Origin of the sequence: Pediococcus sp. M21F004, assembly GCF_051122535.1 — a bacterium.
In the GTDB taxonomy this organism is placed as follows: Bacteria; Bacillota; Bacilli; order Lactobacillales; family Lactobacillaceae; genus Pediococcus; species Pediococcus inopinatus.
Genome location: NZ_CP177314.1, coordinates 1,515,848 through 1,538,380, shown reverse-complemented (window position 1 = coordinate 1,538,380; position 22,533 = coordinate 1,515,848). Strand labels below are relative to the sequence as shown.

At 37.3% G+C, this 22,533-nt stretch carries 20 protein-coding genes; 8 read left to right on the top strand and 12 right to left on the bottom strand.

Annotated features, from left to right (window positions below):
* Positions 1-12: 12 nt before the first annotated feature.
* Complete coding sequence (locus tag ACLHK8_RS07785; RefSeq protein ID WP_063698584.1) at positions 13-921, bottom strand: proline iminopeptidase-family hydrolase; 909 nt, start codon at positions 919-921, stop codon at positions 13-15.
* A 258-nt stretch (positions 922-1,179) separates the two neighbouring features.
* Positions 1,180-2,028 (bottom strand): aldo/keto reductase, encoded by an 849-nt coding sequence (locus ACLHK8_RS07780; RefSeq protein WP_057773964.1) that lies wholly within the window; start codon positions 2,026-2,028, stop codon positions 1,180-1,182.
* 122 nt (positions 2,029-2,150) lie between these two features.
* Here ACLHK8_RS07780 and ACLHK8_RS07775 point away from each other — a divergent pair, with 122 nt between their 5' ends.
* Together ACLHK8_RS07775 and ACLHK8_RS07770 are read left to right on the top strand one after the other, a co-directional pair.
* Positions 2,151-2,315 carry a hypothetical protein gene (locus ACLHK8_RS07775; RefSeq protein WP_156406523.1) on the top strand — a complete coding sequence of 55 codons (165 nt, stop codon included), beginning with the start codon at positions 2,151-2,153 and terminating at the stop codon, positions 2,313-2,315.
* A gap of 84 nt (positions 2,316-2,399) precedes the next feature.
* Complete coding sequence (locus tag ACLHK8_RS07770) at positions 2,400-2,861, top strand: GNAT family N-acetyltransferase (protein WP_057773962.1); 462 nt, start codon at positions 2,400-2,402, stop codon at positions 2,859-2,861.
* A gap of 236 nt (positions 2,862-3,097) precedes the next feature.
* On the opposite strand, the gene rbsK is transcribed toward ACLHK8_RS07770, so the two are convergent.
* Together rbsK and ACLHK8_RS07760 are read right to left on the bottom strand one after the other, a co-directional pair.
* On the bottom strand, positions 3,098-4,015 hold the full coding sequence (gene rbsK, locus ACLHK8_RS07765) for a ribokinase (protein WP_057773960.1): 918 nt from the start codon (positions 4,013-4,015) through the stop codon (positions 3,098-3,100).
* A 90-nt stretch (positions 4,016-4,105) separates the two neighbouring features.
* Positions 4,106-5,482 carry an NAD-dependent succinate-semialdehyde dehydrogenase gene (locus ACLHK8_RS07760; protein WP_057773957.1) on the bottom strand — a complete coding sequence of 459 codons (1,377 nt, stop codon included), beginning with the start codon at positions 5,480-5,482 and terminating at the stop codon, positions 4,106-4,108.
* A gap of 686 nt (positions 5,483-6,168) precedes the next feature.
* On the opposite strand from ACLHK8_RS07760, the gene celB reads away from it, so the two are divergent.
* The 5 genes from celB (at position 6,169) to ACLHK8_RS07735 (ending at position 10,915) form a co-directional block, all read left to right on the top strand.
* Entirely contained in the window at positions 6,169-7,518 is a 1,350-nt protein-coding gene (celB, locus tag ACLHK8_RS07755) for a PTS cellobiose transporter subunit IIC (protein WP_434520492.1), read from the top strand.
* Positions 7,519-7,682: 164 nt separating this feature from the next.
* A complete protein-coding gene (locus ACLHK8_RS07750; RefSeq protein WP_434520280.1) occupies positions 7,683-8,477 on the top strand; it encodes an HAD family hydrolase in 795 nt (264 codons plus the stop codon).
* A 192-nt stretch (positions 8,478-8,669) separates the two neighbouring features.
* Entirely contained in the window at positions 8,670-10,076 is a 1,407-nt protein-coding gene (locus ACLHK8_RS07745) for a C69 family dipeptidase (RefSeq protein WP_057773950.1), read from the top strand.
* A gap of 201 nt (positions 10,077-10,277) precedes the next feature.
* Positions 10,278-10,478, top strand: a complete 201-nt coding sequence (locus ACLHK8_RS07740; protein WP_057773948.1) for a type II toxin-antitoxin system HicA family toxin — start codon at positions 10,278-10,280, stop codon at positions 10,476-10,478.
* Positions 10,475-10,915, top strand: coding sequence for a type II toxin-antitoxin system HicB family antitoxin (locus ACLHK8_RS07735; RefSeq protein ID WP_231908624.1), 441 nt, complete (start codon positions 10,475-10,477; stop codon positions 10,913-10,915). Before ACLHK8_RS07740 ends, ACLHK8_RS07735 begins: the two co-directional genes overlap by 4 nt.
* Before the next feature lie 92 nt (positions 10,916-11,007).
* Here ACLHK8_RS07735 and ACLHK8_RS07730 read toward each other — a convergent pair whose 3' ends face one another.
* The 8 genes from ACLHK8_RS07730 to ACLHK8_RS07695 all read right to left on the bottom strand — a co-directional run bounded on the left by ACLHK8_RS07730 (position 11,008) and on the right by ACLHK8_RS07695 (position 21,032).
* Positions 11,008-13,266, bottom strand: a complete 2,259-nt coding sequence (locus tag ACLHK8_RS07730) for a TIM-barrel domain-containing protein (protein WP_434520279.1) — start codon at positions 13,264-13,266, stop codon at positions 11,008-11,010.
* A gap of 24 nt (positions 13,267-13,290) precedes the next feature.
* Positions 13,291-14,994, bottom strand: coding sequence for a glycoside hydrolase family 13 protein (locus ACLHK8_RS07725; RefSeq protein ID WP_434520278.1), 1,704 nt, complete (start codon positions 14,992-14,994; stop codon positions 13,291-13,293).
* Positions 14,987-15,403, bottom strand: coding sequence for a PTS sugar transporter subunit IIA (locus tag ACLHK8_RS07720; RefSeq protein WP_057773942.1), 417 nt, complete (start codon positions 15,401-15,403; stop codon positions 14,987-14,989). The genes ACLHK8_RS07725 and ACLHK8_RS07720 overlap by 8 nt, the downstream gene beginning before the upstream one ends.
* A 149-nt stretch (positions 15,404-15,552) precedes the next feature.
* The gene (locus ACLHK8_RS07715; RefSeq protein WP_406827414.1) at positions 15,553-16,383 is read right to left on the bottom strand and encodes a PTS system mannose/fructose/sorbose family transporter subunit IID; all 831 of its coding nucleotides are present in this window, start codon (positions 16,381-16,383) and stop codon (positions 15,553-15,555) included.
* Positions 16,373-17,167 (bottom strand): PTS mannose/fructose/sorbose/N-acetylgalactosamine transporter subunit IIC, encoded by a 795-nt coding sequence (locus tag ACLHK8_RS07710; RefSeq protein WP_063698591.1) that lies wholly within the window; start codon positions 17,165-17,167, stop codon positions 16,373-16,375. Before ACLHK8_RS07710 ends, ACLHK8_RS07715 begins: the two co-directional genes overlap by 11 nt.
* 15 nt (positions 17,168-17,182) lie before the next feature.
* Entirely contained in the window at positions 17,183-17,659 is a 477-nt protein-coding gene (locus ACLHK8_RS07705; RefSeq protein ID WP_057775593.1) for a PTS sugar transporter subunit IIB, read from the bottom strand.
* A 14-nt stretch (positions 17,660-17,673) separates the two neighbouring features.
* Positions 17,674-18,192 carry a PTS sugar transporter subunit IIB gene (locus ACLHK8_RS07700; protein WP_057774098.1) on the bottom strand — a complete coding sequence of 173 codons (519 nt, stop codon included), beginning with the start codon at positions 18,190-18,192 and terminating at the stop codon, positions 17,674-17,676.
* Between the two features lie 86 nt (positions 18,193-18,278).
* Entirely contained in the window at positions 18,279-21,032 is a 2,754-nt protein-coding gene (locus ACLHK8_RS07695; protein ID WP_434520277.1) for a sigma 54-interacting transcriptional regulator, read from the bottom strand.
* 380 nt (positions 21,033-21,412) lie between these two features.
* Here ACLHK8_RS07695 and ACLHK8_RS07690 point away from each other — a divergent pair, with 380 nt between their 5' ends.
* Positions 21,413-22,519, top strand: a complete 1,107-nt coding sequence (locus tag ACLHK8_RS07690) for an ABC transporter ATP-binding protein (protein ID WP_434520276.1) — start codon at positions 21,413-21,415, stop codon at positions 22,517-22,519.
* Positions 22,520-22,533 lie beyond the last annotated feature (14 nt).

The following is a 22,533-nucleotide window of genomic DNA, read 5'->3' as shown; positions in this document are numbered from 1 at the left end:
TGGATTTTAAATTTAATAGGCCGTAAATGTTCCTTTTTCGACATCATTTAAGTAAGTTTTTAGATTCTGAAAAAAAGCTGCCGGATTATCTCTACTATGTGAATGACCACTGTTGGGAGTCAGGACAAAACGCGCATTAGGCAAGGTTTGTTGCATCCGTCGTCCTGTGTCCAATGGCATGGTGTCATGATCACCAAACGTCAAAAGTGTGGGCGTTTTAATTTCGTGAAGACGATCGCGGACATCCCAGCCATTTAACTTTCCAACCATCACAAACTCATTATTACCTTGAAAATAATTATAAACTGCCGTTGCCAAATGACCGCCAGTCCGTTTCTGGGCAGCTTCTTTATTGCGCATTGAAAAATGACTATCCAAAATATGCACTAAATATTGATATTCCGGATCATCAAATGCTTCCGCAGCCTCAATTCCTTCCATGTAGGAAACTTGTGCTTGTGATAAAGTTTCTCGTCTAAGCTGATTAACGTGAACTGTATATTCAGCAATGTTGTCAATCATACTCATAATAATGAGCCCTTTGAGATGTTGGCCGTATTTCAGGGCATACTCTTGGGCAATCAAGCCACCCCAAGAATGACCTAACAAATAAAACTGATCCAAACCAAGTTTTTGACGAACCTCTTCAATTTCATCTATGTAATAATCAAACGTTAAATATTTATCACGCACTTTAGGATCACTAAAATCTGGCTGATCCGAGAAATACGAGCCTAGTTGATCATACATGGAAACTCGCACGCCCAGCTCCTTTAAATGTTTATCAAACTGTTCGAACTCTTCATGGGTACCGCCTGGCCCACCATGCAAACATAAGAGGTTAATCTTTCCTTCACCAACTGTTCTCGTAAACAAATGATAGCCATTATCAAGCGTTAAAATGTGGGTGCCATTTTTCATAATCAATTCCTTCTTTCAAAAATAAAAAGGCCACCAGCTAGGAAATTTCCTAACCGATGGCCGCAAAACTGTCTAACTCAAGTTGAATCAGCAAGAAAAGGAAGTCGACACATCGGTATTCATCTTAATCACGCTAATCACTGTAATAATAACAATTAATTTTGAATTCTGCATTTGTGCCATCTCCTCTTCTTTGAATATCGCTATTATGCGGTTCGAAAATGAGAATGTCAACAGTTTTTTAATTTATTTTTAATTTTATCCTTGCGTTGAATTATGCGAATGTTCAGGGGCCGTATCTGGCATCTGATTCAAAGTCTTCATATCTTCTTCGCTAATCTCAAAGTCTAATTTAGCGTTGTCTTCAATATGTGATTGGCCCACTGCCTTTGGTAAGGGTAAAATACCATTTTGTAGACAGAAGCGTAAAGCTAACTGAGCTACTTCAACATCGTATTTCTTAGCTAAAGTCAGCATTTGATCGTTTTTCAACAACCCACCTGTTGCTAATGGTGAATATGCCTCAACTAAGATCCCGTTTTCTTTTGCGAAACTCGTGATCTTGGGTTCCGTATAACCAACGTAATACTGAATCTGGTTAACCATTGGCTTTACTTTTGCATCAGCCAGCACATTTTTAAGATCATGAACGTTAAAATTGGAAACTCCAATTGCTTTCACACGGCCACTTGCATAAATATCTTGCATTGCACGCCAAACTTCCACGTTTTCTTTATCACAGTCTTTACCAACCTGACTCCAAGGCCATGGGGCATGGACCAAATAAAGATCAACATAATCAATGTCTAGTTTGTTAAAAGTGCTTTCGAAGTCTGCCATTGCACCATCATAAGTTTTTGTTTGTGCAGGTAATTTAGAGGTTACAAAAATTTGATCTCGGGCAATTCCCGAATCACGAACAGCACGACCAACATCGGCCTCGTTTCCATATGCTTTTGCTGTATCAATATGACGGTATCCAACTTTGAGGGCATTCAAAACCGCTTGATAAGCCACATCTCCAGCCGGTGTCTGCCAAGTACCAAACCCAACTTTAGGAATCTTGACGCTGTTTGCTAATTCAAATGTATCTGTTAAAACTGACATTATGTTACCTCATTTCTTTATTTTTATTACCACTAGTTTAAATTGTATACGTTTTCTAGAGGAAGGTCGATTAATAAGGTTCAACCTGTTAAAATATAAGTAACAGAAAGAAGTGTGTCTAAATGTCTAGTAAAATGTACCAACGTCAAATTGCGGCGGCCATTTTAGTTATTGTCATCGGCATCATCCGGCCATTTCCAATGCAGTGGGTAAACATACTATGTCTGGTTTTGGGAGCAGTTCTGATTGTGTTAACAATCGTGATCGGGCAACGAACGAAAAAATAAGCGATTGCCTTTTAATATACTCGTTAACGCTAGGAAAAGTGTTTAACATAGCGTATGCTTGAAAGGTAAAAGGGAGTGATAATGATGGCCCACATCGTAAAAATGACGACCCAACATGCCGCTACATATTTAGATTGGCGATATCCAGAACCGTATACATTTTATAATTTTCCGGTTTCCGTTAGCCGAACCGAACTTCTAAATGAACTTTCAACAAGCACCAATGATTACTACGCAATTTTAGATGATCATGAAAATTTGTTTGGCATTTACGAATACCAATTTCATAATGGAATCCTGGAAATTGGCTTTGGAATTCGACCCGAAGACACTGGAAAAGGCTATGGTAAACAATTTGTCCAACAATGTATTGCTTTTGGGCAACAACGTTATCACTACTTTGGAAAAATCACCTTAAAGGTTGCTAATTTTAATGACCGGGCCATTTATCTCCTCCAACAACTCGGTTTCAAAAAAACCGGTGAACGTGAGGCTCGATCCTTTGGAACTCCGGTCACTTTTATCCAAATGGCATTAATTCAATAAATAAAAAACTAGAATGAACTCTGATTTGCTCCTCAGATTCATTCTAGTTTTTCTTATTATTTAAACTTTTTCCGTAACATTCTTGTCAGAATCATAAAACTAATCCAAATTAACAAACCGATCCAACTCGATTTTTTCTGAGGCACTTCTACTTTAATATACTTAGTATCTATTAATTTCATCTTCTGCCTACTTTCTTAAAAAACTGGGAAGCGGTTCACGAAATAATTAAATAGTTAGTTTTTGACAACTGCTTCATAAGTCGGAATTGAGTCCATTGCACCCTCTTTTTGGACCGTTAACGAAGAAGCCAGATTGGCAAACTCAATGGCTTCTGCAATGTTACTCAAATCTGGCACCATCTGGGCAGCCAATGCGCCAATAAACGTGTCACCAGCAGCGGTTGTATCGACCGGTTTTACCTTATGTGCTGGGATCAGATCTGATTTATTGTTTACATGATAGTAAACGCCACGCGAACCAAGTGTAATTACCGTATTAGCAATGCCCATTTGGCGAAACTTTTCAGCGGCTTTTTCACAATCCTCTGCCGTTTCAACCTTCAAATTGGTCAAAGTCGCTGCCTCGGTTTCATTGGGGGTAATCATATCTGTTAATTGGATTAATTCTGCTGGTAATTCTGGCAATGCAGGAGCAGGATTCAAAATGGTTAAAACGCCAGCTTTTTTAGCCGCCGAAAACGCCGCAATAATCGGCTCTAAATTGGTTTCCAATTGAGCCACTAAAATTTGTGAACGCTGAATATTCACTAAATCATTATTAACATTTTCAACCGTGCCTAATTTATTGGCACCGCCTTCCACCATAATCGAGTTATGACCATCGGGTTCCAAAATGATAAAGGCCTGCCCAGTATTGGCTTCTGACAAAACACGGATACCACTAACATCGATACCCTCGTTTTTACATTTATTCAACAAAAATTGCCCGGCATCATCTTTACCAACTGCCCCGATGAAATGGACGGAAGCACCTAATCGTTGTGCTGCAACGGCCTGATTAGCACCTTTTCCGCCTGCAGCTTGACTACTTGGCTTTAATAAACTCAATGTTTCTCCCTGCAAAGGGATATGCGCAACTGGAATGTGAATATCCATATTCAAGCTTCCAACAACCGTCACATTATTTGTCATAGTTACTCCTCTTTTAACGTCTTTCACTTGTTTCTTCTCTATCTAAGAGTATACAGACGCCAAGAATAGTGTCAACAAAGTTTACCCAAATTATTCTTTAGGTTCTGTTGTATAAATCAAATGCTCATTCACAAACGTCATCAATCCTTGTTTGCTCAATTCACGACCATAGCCGGAGTTGCGAACACCACCAAACGGCAATTCTGGTAAACTTGTCCAACCATGATTCACAAATGTCATGCCGGCTTTGATTTGACTAGCCACCTCTTCAGCATGTTTCAAATCAGATGACATCACAACACTTCCCAAACCATATTGAGAATTATTGGCGAGCTGAATTGCTTCTTCTTCTGAATGAACTCGGAAAACTTGGGCAACCGGGCCAAACAATTCTTCATCAAAAATCGGGTTTTCTGGTGTCACATCGGTCAAGATTGTTGGCATGAAAAATTGACCTTCTGCTTGAACTGGTTCATCCCCGTAAGCAACTTTAGCACCATTTGCGATCGCCTCATCAACTTGTTTTTGAAGCTTTTCTCGGCCATGTTCCGACGACATCGGTGCTAATGAAGTTGTTCGATCCATTGGGTCGCCCATTTTCATTTCAGAAAAACTCACAATCAATGCATCCACAAAGTCATCGTAAAGCGCATCTGGCACAATAAACCGTTTGGAAGCCGTGCAAGTTTGCCCAGAGTTAGCAAGCCTTGCCGCTGGCGCGATTTTGTTTAATAGACTGATATCTACATCTTCTAACACCACAAAAGCATCATTACCACCTAACTCTAATGTAGACTTTTTCAGATTTTCACCAGCTGCTTTTGCGACCGACTTACCGCCCCGTTCGGATCCCGTCAATGCAACCCCAGTGATTCTCGAATCAGCAATAATATCAGCGATTTGATCGTAATCTAAGAATAAATTGATCAAACTGCCTTCTGGTGCACCTGCATCTTCGACAATTTGCGCTATTTTACGTGCTGATCCAGGTACAATCGACGCGTGTTTCAAAATGACCGGATTTCCAACCATAAAATTAGGCGCAAAAATCCGCATCACTTGATATAACGGAAAGTTCCAAGGCTCACACGCCAAAATTGGTCCGAAAGCCTGTTTTAAAACCGTTGCTTTAGCATCTTTAGTTTCAATTTCTATCGGCTGCATAAATTCTTCTGCGTGATCAGCAAAATAATCCGCAATTGTCGCGCACAAATCAACTTCTTCCTCTGATTCACCAATAAGTTTTCCCATTTCGCTGGTCATCACTTCAGCCATTGCCTGTTTCTCATTACGTAATTGGCTAGCTACTGCATGGAGCACGCTTGCTCGTTCGCTGATTGAAACATTTTCCCAAGCCTGTGCCAAATCCGTTGCTGTTTGCAGTGCAGATTCGATTTCATTGTCTGTCGCATTCTCGTATTCGTTTAACGTCTCGTTCGTGTAGGGATTAACTGATTTGTACGCCATAAATAGTCTCCTTATGTTGAGTTGAGTTAAATTCATCGTAACCCAATTATAACGAGCTTAAATTAATGAATGCGAACGATTTGCCCAACATTATTTTACTCAAGAAATAATCAGTCAGTCCAGCTATCAATGATTTTTTTAAAGATTTCAATTTGTCTGACAATTGATAGACCAATTAAACGTACTTAAATAAGAAAAAAGCCTTCACACTTTTATGAAACGTTTGAAAGAATGTAAATAAACCACTTGCAAACTGAAAATCAATAGATTAGAATGAACTTGTTTAGTAAATGTTAGCGCTACCATTGTTAGGAGGCGATATATTTGAAAACATAAGCAAAAATCGATTAGAGCGCGGTGATAAGCCCCATTTTAAAGGATTTTTCATTTTATATATTCATTAAAACTTTTGTTATTATTATAATTCTTAAAAATGGTTCTCACTTTCAACTTTTTCATGTATCAAGCAATTAATCTTTACAGATATTTCAGAAAGTTTCGCTAATTAGGTCGTTCGGCTAATGCTTTTCATAGTAATTAAGCAACTTTGAAATAGACCAATTTAGATGAGATTTTACAATATCACCAATCAATTTAAAAGGATGAGAAATATCAGTCTGACATGAATGTTAGTTTTCCAGTACTCTTGTTTCTCATCCTTATCAATTTTGGAGGGATAAATATGGCTGAACAAACTTACGTCATTTAAAGATAAATTCGGTAATGCTGTCGGTAAGTTTTCTGGTTCACGGTTTGTACGTGCTATCATGGCAGCCGGATATAGTGTTATTACATTTTCTATTATTGGGGCTATTTTCTTGATTTTAACTGTTTTGCCTCAAGCTTTTCCAATTCCTGGTTTTGCGGCCTGGTATGCAGGAACAATTGGCCGCTTTTCCAATATGTTTCAAGTAATCTATAATTCCACAATGGGAATTTTGGCATTAGTCTTTTCTGGGACTTTCACCTACACATATACGAAAATCTATCGTGATGAAGAAAAAATTGATGTTGACCCTGTAAACGGACTGATGATGTTCTTAATGGCAATGTTCATCACAGTTCCACAATTAGTTTGGAAAGATGGCAGTATTCAATTTGTCCAATCATTAAACAAACTAAATATCATTGGTGGTGGTTACGCCGTTTCCGCCGGTGGTATCACTCGAATTGCATCTGTAGGTATCTTTACTGGTTTGGTTGTTGGCTGGTTAACAGTTCAAATTTACCGGTTTACAATTAAACATAACTGGCGAATTAAAATGCCAGACTCAGTACCTGCTGGAGTTGCAAACTCATTCAGTGCTTTAATTCCAGGCTTTTGTGTCGCTTTTATCGTGGGTGGCATTAACTTAATCTTAGTTATGCTTGGCACTGATTTGTTCAAGGTACTTTACATTCCATTTTCATTTATCAGCAACATTGCCGATACATTCTGGGGCTTCTTGGTCATTATCTTCTTGATCCATTTGCTCTGGTGGTTCGGTATTCATGGTGCCACAATCATGAGTTCATTCTACACACCAATTGTTTTGGCTAACATGGCTGCCAACGTTAATGGTGCTAACCATTTCTTTGCCGGCGATCCCATGAATGCCTTTGTTATTATTGGTGGTTCTGGTGCAACACTAGGCATGGCAATTTGGTTAGCGTTTAGAGCTAGATCCGCTCAACTTAGCAGTATTGGTAAAGTTGAAATTGTGCCAGCAATCTTTAATATCAACGAACCAATCTTGTTTGGTTTACCAATCGTTTACAATGTTCAGTTGGCAATTCCATTCATCTTTGCACCATTAGTCTCTGGTACCATTGGTTACTTTGCAGTCACGTCTGGACTTGTTAAAAAGATCATTTTACAACAACCATGGCCAACACCAGTTGGATTGAGTGGCTTTCTCGCTACTGCTAGCTGGGAAGGTGCAGTACTGTCTATCTTCTGTGCCTTTGTTGCATTCCTTGTTTGGTACCCATTCATTCGTCATTACGACCGGGTATTACTTAAGAAAGAACAAGCTACTGAAGCTGCAGAAAAATAACTTAATTAAAATCTAAATAAACGACTTTAAGCGCATGCTTAAGGTCGTTTTTATGTTGAATAGTTTTCAAAAAAATGTTTCTCTTTCATTATTTCAATGCTACAATTTAGCTATGAAAGCGTCATCTTTCATAAAAATTAATAATCATGAAAGCGTGAATTTAGATGATTCAACACATTTTTTTAGATATGGATAATACTTTACTCAGTCCCGACGGATCCATTAGTGAAAAGAACATTTCCGTCATTAAAAACCTTTCTATTCCCGTTTCACTGGTTTCTGCACGAGCGCCATTTGAAATGCAGTTTGCTATTCGCGATCTTGATCTCCATACCACCCAAGTTGCGTTTAACGGTGGCCTTATTTACAAACCCACTTCAACAACCTATCAGCGAGTCTATTCTCAAGCGGTCAATCCGCAAACAGCTCAAGAAATTATCAAAGTCGTGCATCAAAAATTCCCAGCCGCATCATTGAATTGGTACTCAGACACAGTTTGGTATACCGATAAAAGCTGCAAGGAAACTGACTTTGAAACTTCCATTATGCACGAAACACCAGTGATTAGCTCCTTATCAAATGAAACCCAAACTATTTATAAATTTATGCTCATTAGTTTTGATCCAGTATTATTTAATCAATTGGTCAGTTATCTAAAACAGCTGAACCTGCCAAATGTAAATATCATGACTTCTGGAGATTCATATATTGAAGTCACAGACACTAGCGCCACAAAAGCAAATGCCATCACCCAAATTCAAACTGAAGAAAATTTGCAAAACGACCAATTGGCGGCTTTTGGCGATGGTGAAAATGATATTCCAATGTTTAAAAAAGTGGGGCTGCCCATCGCGGTGGCAAATGCTGCGCAAGACGTAAAACAATATGCCAAATTTGTTTCTACGAGTAACAGCGAAGACGGCGTGGCTAACGGAATTCAGCAATTTATTTTCAAATAAGGTAACTTGGATCACTAAATTTTATGGATCGCATATACTATTATTTTTATCAGAAATATCATTCATTATAAAAAAACTTCTTAACTACTTGGAATGAAAAAACGCCGAAGTTATTACTCGCTTAAACTTCATTCGCATTTTTCACTCAAATAACCTACAATTAAGTAAATAATTAAGTGAGATGATATTTTTATGACAAAACGTATTAAAGGTTCATGTACAACAATTTTAGTCGGTAAAAAAGCTTCGATTGACGGTTCCACAATGATCGCCCGTAATGAAGACGGTGCGGGTCCCCTCAATCCCCAGAAGTTTGTTGTGATCAAACCAGCCGATCAACCAAAACATTACAAAGCAGTTTTAAGTCCCGTTGAAATTGATCTGCCTGATAATCCCCTCCGCTACACCTCAACTCCTGATGCCACTGATGGTCATGGAATTTGGGCAGGTGCTGGAATCAACAGTGAAAATGTCGCAATGACAGCTACTGAAACCATCACTTCCAACTCGCGTATTTTGGGCGTTGATCCACTTGTAGACAACGGAATTGGTGAAGAAGATATTACCACGATTACACTTCCTTACATTCATTCTGCACGTGAAGGTGTTAAACGACTTGGCGCTTTATTAGAAAAATATGGTACTTACGAAATGAATGCCATGGCCTTTTCTGATAAAGATGAAGTTTGGTATTTCGAATCAATCGGTGGACACCACTGGGCAGCAATTCGCATCCCTGATGACGCTTATGTCATTGCCCCTAACCGGTTTAACATTGATCAATATAACTTTGATTCTGCAGACACTTTGTTTGCAGCAGACTTACCAGATTTAATTGAAAAGAATCACTTGAATCCGGACCGAGATCAAGTAAACTTACGTCATATCTTCGGCAGTGCTACTATCAAGGACACCCGGTACAATAACCCCCGTGCTTGGTATGGTCAAAAGTACTTCAATCCGGAGCGTGAAGAGAGTCCTATTGATCAAGATTTACCATTCATTTGTCGGACCCAAAAGAAAATCAGTGTTGAAGACATGAAGTTTGTTTTGAGTTCTCATTACCAAAACACACCTTATGATCCTTATGGAACCGGTACTGAAGATGAGAAAAAACAATTCCGTCCAATTGGAATCAACCGGAATCAGGAATTGCACATTCTGCAAATCCGTAATGATGTCCCAGCTGAAATTGCCGGTGTTCATTGGCTCGCATTTGGTCCTAACACGTTTAACGCGCCTGTTCCTTTCTACACTAACGTTAACGACACGCCTACTGCTTATCAAAGCACAACCGGCGAATGTGACCCTACAAATATGTACTGGTTAACAAATGTGCTTGCTTTAATGGGTGACCATAACTTTGGTTTGTATGAGGATCAAGAAAACTTATTCGAAGAAAACACGGTTGCTGATTGTCGTAATTTACAACTCAAGACCGATGCTGCTTACAACCAGCAAACTGATGTATCAGCTTATCTTGAATCAGTAAATAACCAAATGTCTGCCATTGCAATGGCGCGTGCTAATAAGCTGCTTGGCCAAATGTTGGCATTGGGCGAACCTCAAATGAAATTACAATTTACTTTAAATGATTAAAATAACAACCAATTTAGCTGTCGGAAACGTAATTTGTTTCTGGCAGTTTTTTTGTACAAATTATTATTTAAAATTTTTGCGTAATTATTAAAACGAAGGTGTGTAATAACTCAATAAATTTTAAAACTATTGTTTAGCCACCTCGGTTCTTGTTTTTTATGCACGTACGTGTATTATAATGAAGTATAAGGAGGATATAAGGTGTCGCAAATTAAAGTAAAAGATGTTTTGAAGCTGCTTAAAACCCACAATTTTCATGAACTAGGGGAACGACAAATCGGTGATCATCATCGCTATATTGATGATCATGGTCATAAAGTTACTGTTAAATATTCAACTAAGAAGGCCACGATTCCCCCGAAAACATATAGTTCAATACTAAGACAGGCAGGTCTCAAATGACAAACAAATTAATCCCATCCCACCTTATTCAATTAACTATGACAAAACCTAATTATGTAGTTTATCCAGCCGTATTTGATAATGAAAATAACGATGGCTATTATACCGTTACTTTTCCGGATATTCCCGATACTGCCACTGATGGTAAAACCTTGGTGGAAGCCATTAAAAATGCTCCTGACGCTTTAGCCATTGCGCTTCCAGATTACTCGAAGTATCCAAAGCCTACGCCTGTAGAACAAGTTCAATTATCCAATCCAGGTAAACTTGTTAACCTAATCGGTGTGGATATGAAAGCTGCCCGTCGTAAAGCTAAAAATGTCACTGTACGAAAAAATGTCACAATTCCAATGTCCTTAGCTACTGCGGCCAAAGAAAAAGGAATTAATTTCAGCGAAACACTGACTGAAGCTTTAGAAGAAAAACTAGAACTCTAAAAAACAGACAACTTAATTGAGTTGGCCAGAAACAAATTACGAAAAATAATTAAACAAAAAAATCTTCCTTAACGGGAAGATTTTTGTTTGCATCAGGCAATTACTAGTTCAATCAACATTGCAGCTAAGTTCGCATTTCCTAAACTATTCAAATAACTAACTTTTTGCGCTACGTTAGTATCTTTACCGAGTTGTTTCCAAATTTCACTCTTTAAATCAAAACTAACTTTAGAATGTTGTATTTTCTCAAAAACCAATGATTTAACCAATTCATTATCTGTTTGAAATTCTAGTTTGACAGACTGTGAATTAGTATTTTCATTCCAAACAATTTGCTGAGTATGGGTATGTTCGTTTGCTACATTGCCACACGCAAGAATATTAAACTTTCGATTTTCTGGAATAATATGATTTGCATCTTGCACGTTAATATTCAGCCGAGCTTCACCATCGAAATCAAATATTGTTTTGGCAACAGAACTCCCTTGATGCTCTACTAAGATATATTGATTAGCCTGACCGGGATAAACACGAATATCTAGTTTTTCTGGCAAGTTTTCAACATTCTCCATATAATTTGAATTCAATGGCACAATCCCACCAGCCTTAACAAAGACTGGATAATTATCTTGTGATCGGTGGACGTTGACATAAGTATCGCCTTCGTATTTAACTCCGGTAAAGAAATCATACCAGTTACCTTTTGGCAGCCATGCTTTGGTTTCTGCTTCTTCTGTAACAGCATTAGCTGGACTCGTAATTGGTGCAACTATCAACTCACTACCAAAATAATATTGATTACGAACAGCATAAGCTTCTTTATCATCTGGATTTTGATAATACATAGGCTCAACTAAAGGTTTCCCATCTTGATGAGTTAAATAATTAGCAGTATCTAAATACGGTACTAATGAACTACGCAAACGCAAAAATTTCATCATCGGTTGACGCACATTTTCATCAAAGTTCCAAGGCTCTTTACCCATAAACGGGTTCTCAGAACTATGCAAGCGATTGATGGGACTGAAAACACCAAACTGCATCCATCTCAATGTTAGTTCACTATCATATGCACCTTTCATATGACCACCAATATCATGGCTCCACCAAGTGTACCCAATATTTGAAGCAGTCGCAGTAAAGTATGGCTGAAATGCCAAAGACTTCCAACTCGCAACAGTGTCTCCAGAAAAGCCAAGTGGATATCGATGACTTCCAGGCCCTCCATAACGGGAAAGAGTCAGCCCATTACCAGGATGTTGTTTATCATTATCATGATAAACATAATGATTAAGCAACCATAATGGATCTACTTGTTTCGAGCTTCGATTCTGCCCCTGCTGCCAATCAATCCACCAAAAATCAATTCCGTCTTTCTCCAATGGGCGATGCACATCTTCAAAATAGGCATCTCGATACTTTGGATTCTGAAAATCAAACAAAGCTGGTTCCTCAGCATCCACGTTTAACCCTAATCGTTTAGCAACCTGTGGATATGCTTTTTCAAAGGCTCGAATTCCAGCCGCCGGATGATCATTTACAGTCACATGTTTGCCTTGAGCGTGTAACCATTGAATCAGTTTTCGATGGTCAGGAAACAACTTTTTGTTCCAAGTATAACCTGTCCACCCACTACCAAAGCGGGCGGGAACGTCATGAACTAAATGCCAATCCATATCCATCACAGCAACAGAAATCGGAATTTTTTCTTTATTAAAACGCTCAAACAGTGACTTGTACGTGTCTTGTGTGTATGGCCAATACCGACTCCACCAGTTTCCAAGCGCATAGCGTGGTATTAGTGGTGTTGCACCAGTTAATTTATAATAATCCTTTAAAGTACCTTCAAAATCATGTCCGTACGCAAAATAGTAATAATCCATCTCGGGAAAATCTCTAACTTCAAATTTATTGTCAGCAAGAATAAAAGACTGCGAATCATCTAAATAAGAAAAGCCGTCTTTAGTCATTAGCCCGTCCTCTAGTGGAATCTCACCATCTGCCTTATCCAGCGTCCGGGCAGTCCCCTTCAAATTCTTCTTAATTTTTTCACCAAAATACCAACGGCTCATGTATGTTCCATAATTATAAGCTGCATCAATATACAAAGTTGCCGGCGAAAATTCACCACCATCATAATAGAGATGAACAAACTTTGTCACAATTTCAATTTGATGGTTATTTCGATTTTTAAAAACTTGAAAATCAGGTTTATCAAATTGACGATTTTGAACCATTTGTGTGGTTCGATCTTCGAAATGACCGCTAACAGAATATTCTAATCGGACCAAACGCTCTGTTAGTACAGTAAATCGATAACTATTGCCTTGAATAATATTTTCAGAATTCATCTTTAACCTCCGACTTGGATAATTTTAGTTAGCTGTCTTTATTAGGTATACTCTTGCTGCATACGGCTCTAAATTAATGTTTCCTGCCACATTCCAGTCATCTTTTTTACCATTACTAATTAATAACTCATGCTGCATATGACGTAATTCTAATGGTACTAGATAATCAACTTTTTTCTTAGCAAAATTACAAATAACTAAAAGTGTTGTGTTATCTCCAACACGTGCGTAACTAAATATATCTGAATTTTCTTTATCTAATAATTGATAACTACCTGTTGTCACAATTTGATATTCATGTCTTAATTTGATTAACTTTTGATAGTAATAAAAAATAGAATTAGAATCACTTTTTGACTGTTTAACATTAATCTTTTTAAAGTTAGAATTTACTTTTAACCATGTACTATTAGAAGTAGAAAATCCGGCATTGTTGCTATCATCCCACTGCATGGGTGTTCTCGCATTGTCACGTGATTTCGTGTGGATAGCTTTCATTGTATCTTCTTCGGACAAATGATAATCATTGCGGAATCGATGATAAACGTCCAACGTTTCTAAATCATTATAATCAGCAATCTGTGTATTATGAAGATTGGTCATTCCAATTTCCTCACCTTCATAAACATAGGGCGTACCTTGCATCATATGCAATAATGTTCCCAACATTTTGGCTGAAGCAACCCGATGCTCACCATCATCACCAAACCTAGAAACAGCCCGAGCTTGATCATGGTTACTCCAATATAAGCTATTCCAACCATGGTGATTTGAGATTTCTATCTGCCATTTACTCAAAACTGCTTTTAAATCTGCTAATTTGAAGCGTTTAGTTGAAAACTTTCCATATTTCCCGTAGTCAAGATGCATATGATCAAAATGAAATACCATATCTAATTCATGACGCCTGTTATCAACGTATTTTACTGCTTCTTCTACATTAGTATGGGGAGTCTCTCCAACTGTCACAATATCATACTTGCTGAGCACATCTTGGTTCATTTCTTTTAAATACTCGTGAACTTTAGGACCATTTGCTGCACCGTAATAATAATCACCAAACTTTTTGTTTTGAACAATCGGTCCATCTGGAAATCCTGGTTTCTTTGAAATTAAGTTAATGACATCCATTCGAAAGCCATCAATTCCCTTATCCAGCCAAAAACGCATAATATCATGCACTTCTTTTCGAACGTTGGAATTTTCCCAATTTAAATCTGGTTGCTGTTTTGCAAACAAATGTAAATAATACTGGTCAACCGCCTCAACATATTCCCATGTAGATCCACCAAAACTAGAGCCCCAGTTATTCGGCTCGTGGCCATCAACTGGGTCTTTCCAAATATAGTAATCATGGTAGGAATTCTCTTTTGACTCTTCACTTTTTTTAAACCACGGATGCTGATCAGAAGTATGATTAACCACTAAATCTAGCATTATTTTCAATCCTTTTTTATGCGCTAAATGTAAAAGCCGATCAAAATCAGACATGTTTCCTAAACTAGAGTCAATTTTTCTATAGTTTGCAATATCATAACCATTATCAACATGTGGTGAATCATAGATAGGGTTAAGCCAAATAATATCTGCGCCTAATTCTTTAATATAATCAAGTTTTTCTGTAATACCATTTAAATCACCAATTCCATCACCATCGGAATCATTAAAACTTTTTGGATATACTTGGTAAACGACACTTTTTTTCCACCAATTAATTGGCTCATTCATCGTCATCATCCGCCTCAATATTAATATCATTAACGTAAACAAGCTGTTGCCGTGCCTGATCAATTAGTTCTCGCATTTTTTGAGAAGTTAAATAATCATCTGTCGATTCCATTGTTACTGCTAATACAACAGGTAAATTCATTCCCGTGACAATTTGTGTATGTGGTCTTGAACGATATGGGAAAAATTTTTGATTAACACTTCCAGCTAACATATCGGTAAAAATAACCACTTCTTCATCTGGTTTAAATTCTGACATTATTTTTTTAACCTGTTCTTCAATAGGTTGATTGTCAGTATATGCCGTCATAACGGTTAGTTGGGTTTGCTGACCAGCAATAAATTCAAGTGTTTTTTTCATGCCTTCTGCTAACTTACCATGCGATGCGATAACTAATTGTCTTTTCATTATAAAAATCCTCTTTCTCATAATTTAGCGAACCTTAAAATTAAAAAAGTAGAACAAAGAATGGTCAAGTAATCAACCACTTTAGCTTCTGTGAGTCCAATAACATTGGCCTTACAGGCATCTACTAAGTCTTTGTCCCACTTTTTTGTTTACTTCAAAATATTAAAGAACGAACAAACCATTGCAAATACAATTAATAGTAAAATGATTCTGTTCATGGTCCATTTTTTATTGCCGATAAGCTTATACACAACCCATGTAAGCAATACTGGAAGTAGTGCTGGCATAATTTTATCTAAAATGTCAGCTTGTAATCCCATTTTAACTGCTCCAAATTTGAATGTAATTGGCGTTGTAACAGTAACAACACTAGCTATTAAAGCACCAACAACTGTAAGTCCCATAATCGATGCAGACTCGGTAAAGATAGAAATTCTGTCTCCAAGAGAAGTAATGAGTTTTGTTCCTGAGAAATAACCTAATCTAGTAAACCAAACTTTTACAAAGAAAAACGCGATATTGCACAAGAACCAGATAATAGCTCCTAGTGGATTTCCCTTTATAGCCATATATCCAGATATTGAACCAATAATCGTTGGCCACAATACCCAAATTAACGTATCAGCAATTCCGGCTAAAGGTCCCATTAAGGAAGTTTTTAGACCTTGTACAGCATCAAGAGACTTTACACTCTCTTTTTCTTCCATAGCTGTCGTTGCACCCATTAAAATATTCGCCATAGCCGTAGTTGTATTGAAATATTTCAAATGGTTAGCAATTGCTTTTTCATAATCATCATCATTTGGATAAATTTTACGTAATGCTGGTGCTACAGCATATGTGTATCCCGGACCTTCTTGTGTTTCATAATTAAAGGCATTTACACCCATAAAACACCAACGAACACCCATACGATTTAGATCATGCTTAGTAATTACAGATTTTTTATTTTCTTCTTTTATCTCTTTTTCACTCATCATAATCATCTCCTTGGTCATTTACAGTTCCAACCGTTTTGACTTCCTGCTTTTCATCTGCTCGTTTCATCTCTGAATTGAAGTAGTAATAAGCACAACCAAATCCGATTAAAGCAATACCTAGGATTGGTACTTTCAAATACGCGGTCAATACAAACCCAATGATAATGAATGTAAAGAATTTTTGAGTAGGCATATAATGTAACAACATCGCAACACCGACAACTGGCAACAATCCACCAGCAATCGTTAGTCCATTTGTAAACCACTCAGGTAACCATTTGAGAATCACATTAACAGCAGTTGGTCCAAGGAAGACTAGAATAGCTGTTGGAATTCCTGTTTCTAGTCCAAACAAACCAACACCATATAAAGGCTGACGCAACATAGCTTTCCAGTTATGTTCATGATTAAGACGTTCCATTCTTCTTTGAATAAATTGGTTAATAATCTTAATAAATACATCCAATTGAATAGCTAACATACCAACTGGCAATCCAACTGCAATCCCAGTTTTTACACCAGTTCCTGTTCGAATAGCCAGAAATGCACCAATAATTGTCGCAAGCCCATAATTAGGCATCGATGAACCACCAAGGTTCGCAACACCTAATTGCATAAGTTCAAAAGTTCCGGCAATATACATTGCTGTTGTAATATCTCCCATGATTAAACCAGTAATAAAACCAACAATAACTGGGAAATAGGAAACAATAACAAGACCATTTTGATCAATACACATCCAAGCTGCTAACAAAATAATAAGTAAATCTTGAATTAATTGCATAATAACTACACCCCTTTATTTGAGATACTTATTTATATCTTCCTCAGGATCGGCCGGTACATACTGAATTGTGACCGGTACACCTTTATCTTGAATCTTTTTAATATCCGCTTTTTCCTGATCATTTAATGCAACAAATTTAGTCAATGGCGTTCTACCATCTTCCGCAAACATGATACCTAAATTCACCTTAGGAATTTTAATTCCCGCATCTATTAATTCCAATAATTTACTTGGTTCTTTTACTAAAACAAAAACCCGTTGCGCATCATAATTGCCGTTATTAAAATTAGTAATTGCTTTTTCCGTATTAATAATTGACATTCCGGTTCCTGCAGGCTTAGACATACGCATGCTTGCTTTTAAATCCTCATTTTGACTAACAACATCATCTACAACCATAAATCGTTTAGCATTTAATGACTGTGCCCATTGATTTACGATTAACCCATGAATCAGGCGTTGATCTACTCGAGCTAATACTACTGGCATTTTATCCTCTCCTTTTAAAAACTATCAGGTACGGAAATCTTTTTTGAATATGGTGTTTCTTGGATAGCTACTGATACTCCGGTTCCTTTAATAGCTTTGACATCATCTAAATCCTCTTGATCCATATAAACTACACCGTTAACTTTTTGTTTACCTGGCTGATTAAACATATTCCATAATGTTACCGAATCAGCTTTTACCCCTCCTTCAATCAGTTTTCTCGCAACTGCTGGTGTTCGACAAACAACAAATATGGAATCCTTTGCCTGTCTGTCCAACAAAAAACTAGGATGAACAACTGAGAGTTGTTTTATAGTGTCAGGTGCTTCATCAACACTCACAAAGTAACCCTTTAAGTTAGCTGCTGTAATGGCCATTTTCATTATCGCTTGATTCAATCGGTCATGTGCTAATTCATTATCCGGAACAATAATTGCACTAAATTGATAGGCTTGCTTCCAGTTAACAGCAATCTGTCCATGTACCAAACGATTATCCACTCGAAAAATAACTTTTCTTTGTTGTTCATTCATTTTTTGTCCTCACCTTTATATAAGCAAAAAGCGTGCCAATTAGTGTAAGCCTTTTCTTAAAAGACGCACAAATCCCACGCTCTCAGCTATTCTATATTTGATAGATCTACTCTATTTTTTAAAATATCGAAAATAAAACCAATCTCTGAAACCGGTATCTTAACACTATAGTAGTGTTGCATATCACTAAGCGCATCTTTTGTAATTTCAATGAAGTGTCCATAACACTGTGAAAATTTATCTACATCATGATAATCTAAGTTAGGTTCTCCTTGAACAACCCGCTCAAACATAAAACAGAGATGCATGTATAGACTAATTTTCAGATAAACATCCATCTTAGTTCCTAAGCTTCGTTCCAGCTTTGTCACACAGCCTTCTACCTGTGCAACTGTCACAGTTGGATCCAAAGCGGCCATATTATTCGCAATATTATCAACAGTGAATGCACGCACAATACTGCTGTTCATTCGTGCCAAACTTTCTGTTGTAAACACATTTGGAAATGCTGTCAAAAACACTGGATCACCCACATCTCGATTTATTAAACCTTCTACAGATAAATATGGGATTTCCGAAATACATGGATCATCTGTGCCAACAATGATTTTTACATGATACTTTTCAAACAACGGATCTGCTGTCCCGTTTTTTTTGAGTTCATAAAAATCTTTTGAAATAACAGTAATTTCTCCGTGTGTATTATCCTGGATCAATTTCTGTAAGTAAGTTGCCGCTCCGATTCCTGTAATGCATGTTGTCAAAATTACGTTTTCACGCTTAATTGGCTCAACAACTGTAACTTTAGGGATTGCGCCCACAGCACTTTTTTCAAGTGTCTCCTTATCAATATTGTTTTGAAGGACTTTATTCCCAATATCCAAAGCAATTTCAGTAGACACTCCTGAAATAATAGCAATGGCGCCCGAATAAATCTCTTTCAAGCGTTGATCTAAGGCTTTTAAAGAACCCATATCCACCAAAATGACAAGCGGTTTTTCAATATCAACAGTTTTAAAATACGCTTTTATTTCACGTACAATATCATCAACACTAGCATCCAAAGGCATATCAAAACTTTCATAAACATAACTTCCTAGCAAGCGGTTAACGGTTGAAGCCAAACTCTCAGCCGTTGAATACCCATGGGTAATAATTACCGCATTGGTTTCTCGATCAACCATTTTTTGGTTCTGAGAATAAATAAACGCGAAAACTAAAATTTGATATAACGCCTTATTGTGAACATCAAATTGCTTTTCGCTGGCACTCACAATTCGGTCAGTTAATTTCATTTCATCAGCAAACTTTTGTCTAAGAATCAGGACAGTTTGATCAAGGCTTTTAATTGCTTGATCATCCTCATAATCATTAATGTAAATGATCAGCTTAGTTAGTAAATTTGCACTGCTATTAAATTGACTAATTCCGATATTTACATATAAATTAGCTAAGATACTTTTTAACGTTTGTTCTACATATTCAGAAAAAGCATTGGTTTTTATTATTCGCAATTCAAACGAAATATAATCAATTAACCCATTCTCTACATTACCAATCTGATTATAAAACTCGTGCTTCGTTATTTTGTTTGATCCATACTGCAAGACGGTTTGAATAAGTTTCTCCGTAAATTGGTAAAGATGATCCCGTTCGATTGTATTGCGGCTTTTAATTTTTTCGGATTTAAACTGAATCTGGATTTTGTAATCTTTGGTTGTTGAAATGTCCTGTACCGTGGTTGTGCGCAAAAAGTCATTTGGTAAACTATCCAATTTTATGTGAATATCTGTTTCTCCAGATCCCGCGCGCAATAAAGCCTCAGCACATGATAGTTTAACGATACTGGCTAATTTTCCAACGTTACCCTTATCGACGTTTTGAATAAGAACTTGCACCACCTCAGAAGCAATGTATAAGTTCCGCTGAATTGTTGTAGCTTCCTTAAAAAACAGCATCGTAATTAAATCAATTCGTTCTTTCCGTGTTCGTTCTTGAAAATCTGGTATTTGAATCACAAGAGGAATGCGCCGTAAAAACGTTTGTAAAAAATCTGCGTTTTGCTTTTCAGTAGTGGCAAAGATTAATCTGGCATTTGATGTATGCACTTGGTCAGTTTCGCCAACTCGTCGATAAGTGCCACTATCCATATATTGGAATAGTTTTTCCTGATTCTCAGGAGTTAACCTGTGGACCTCATCCAAAAAAAGATATCCGTCCTCCGCGGCTTTCAACAAGCCACTTTTATCTGTTTCTGCTCCCGTAAAAGCACCTTTTACGTTACCAAATAAAATACTCGACAACAATTCGGGATTGTCAGCATATTCTGCACAATTAAGGACCACCCATTTTCCTTTGACCAGTCCTTTTTGCTGGGCAAATTTATAAGCTAATTGCGCAATAAAACTCTTACCAACCCCTGAGTCTCCCACTAAGAGTGTGGATAGTCCCCTTGGTGGATAAATGACAGCCGATTTTAATTGATCAACCACATCCTTCAAACTACCTTCGCTACCCACCAAGTCATCAAAAGGATCACGATTAATTTTTTCACTTTCTTTATCCTGAATATATTCTGTAACTCTTGATAGCTTATCTTTATTTTTTTGATAGAAATTTGCATCCAAAAAGTAAACAGGACGGGTATTAATCTTGATCGCTTCGTTATTTCTAACAAGTTCATTCAAATATAGGCTGACTGTACTACGCTGAATATCTATTTTTTTTGCAATTGTATTAGCCGAAACTCCTAACGCTTTCGAGTCCAATAGCGCTAGGCTTAATTCTTTTAAACTTTCAATTACTTTTTCTCGATTTGTCTTTAGTCGCTTATTATCCAAAATAGCGCCACTTCCTTTTTTGAAAACGTTTCATAATACTTTCAATGTTATCATAACTTGCTCTAAAAAGATTAAGTAAAATTGGAATGTATAACTAAAATGATTATTTTAGTTTTTAAAAAATACATATAATGTCGACCTTATGGATTTAAATATTGCACTTTTAGAAATATATTTATTCTAATCTTTTACTCCCAAAATCATTATAAATGTTGCTATCACTAAACTAATTCGCATTTACCATTAAATAAACCATTTAATTCGTTCTTTATATAAACAAACGTTTATGATAACGATAATCAAATATGTTGCTAGTGTGTGTATACTTTGATATTCTTCTGATATGGATTAGTTAAACCTTATGTAAAGGAGAAACAAATATGGTTGAAATCAACTTAGAACACATTTATAAAAAATACTCAGGTAATGACAATTACTCAGTTTCTGATTTTAATTTAACCATTCACGATCACGAATTTATCGTCTTTGTTGGCCCTTCTGGTTGTGGTAAGTCAACGACAATTCGCATGATCGCAGGTCTTGAAGACATCACAAATGGTGAGTTAAAAATGGACGGCACAGTTATCAACAATTTGGCACCCAAAGATCGGGACATCGCAATGGTATTTCAAAATTATGCGCTCTATCCCAACATGACCGTCTACGACAATATGGCCTTTGGACTGAAAATTCAACACATTAAAAAAGATGAGATAAGAAAACGCGTTGCAAACGCTGCTGAAATTCTAGGCCTTGAGGGTTTCCTACAGCGCAAACCGGCAGCTTTATCTGGAGGACAACGTCAGCGAGTGGCATTGGGACGTGCAATTGTTCGAGAAGCAAAACTATTCTTACTTGATGAACCCTTATCAAACTTAGATGCCAAACTTCGCGTTTCAATGCGCGCACAAATTGCTCAACTTCATCAACGTTTAAAAACAAATATGATTTATGTCACCCATGATCAGGTTGAAGCGATGACCATGGCAGACCGAATCGTCATCACTAATCACGGCACAATTCAGCAAGTGGGAACACCGGCAGAATTATATAACCAACCTGTCAATCAATTTGTAGCCGGTTTCATGGGTTCCCCTTCGATGAATTTCTTTGAGGCAACTTTACATGAGGGCAAAATTACAACGGCTGACAACGCAATTACGCTTAGCCTTCCAACAAATAAATTAACGAAATTACAAGATAAAGGTTATGCCGACAAACTTTTGACAGTAGGAATCCGATCTGAAGATATTCACACTAATGAAGAAATTGTGGCCACTTTGCCAAATGCAGCTGTCCAAGCCAAGGTAGAAGTTTCCGAGTTGCTTGGGGTGGAATCCATGCTCTACTCAAGGGTCAGGGATACCGAATTCGTGGCTAGAGTTAACGCTCAAGACCACCACCGTCCCGGAGAAAATGTCCAAATGGCTTTCGAAATGAGTCGTGCCCATTTCTTTGACCAGGATACTCAAGAAACCATCGCATAATCGTTAGAAAGGAG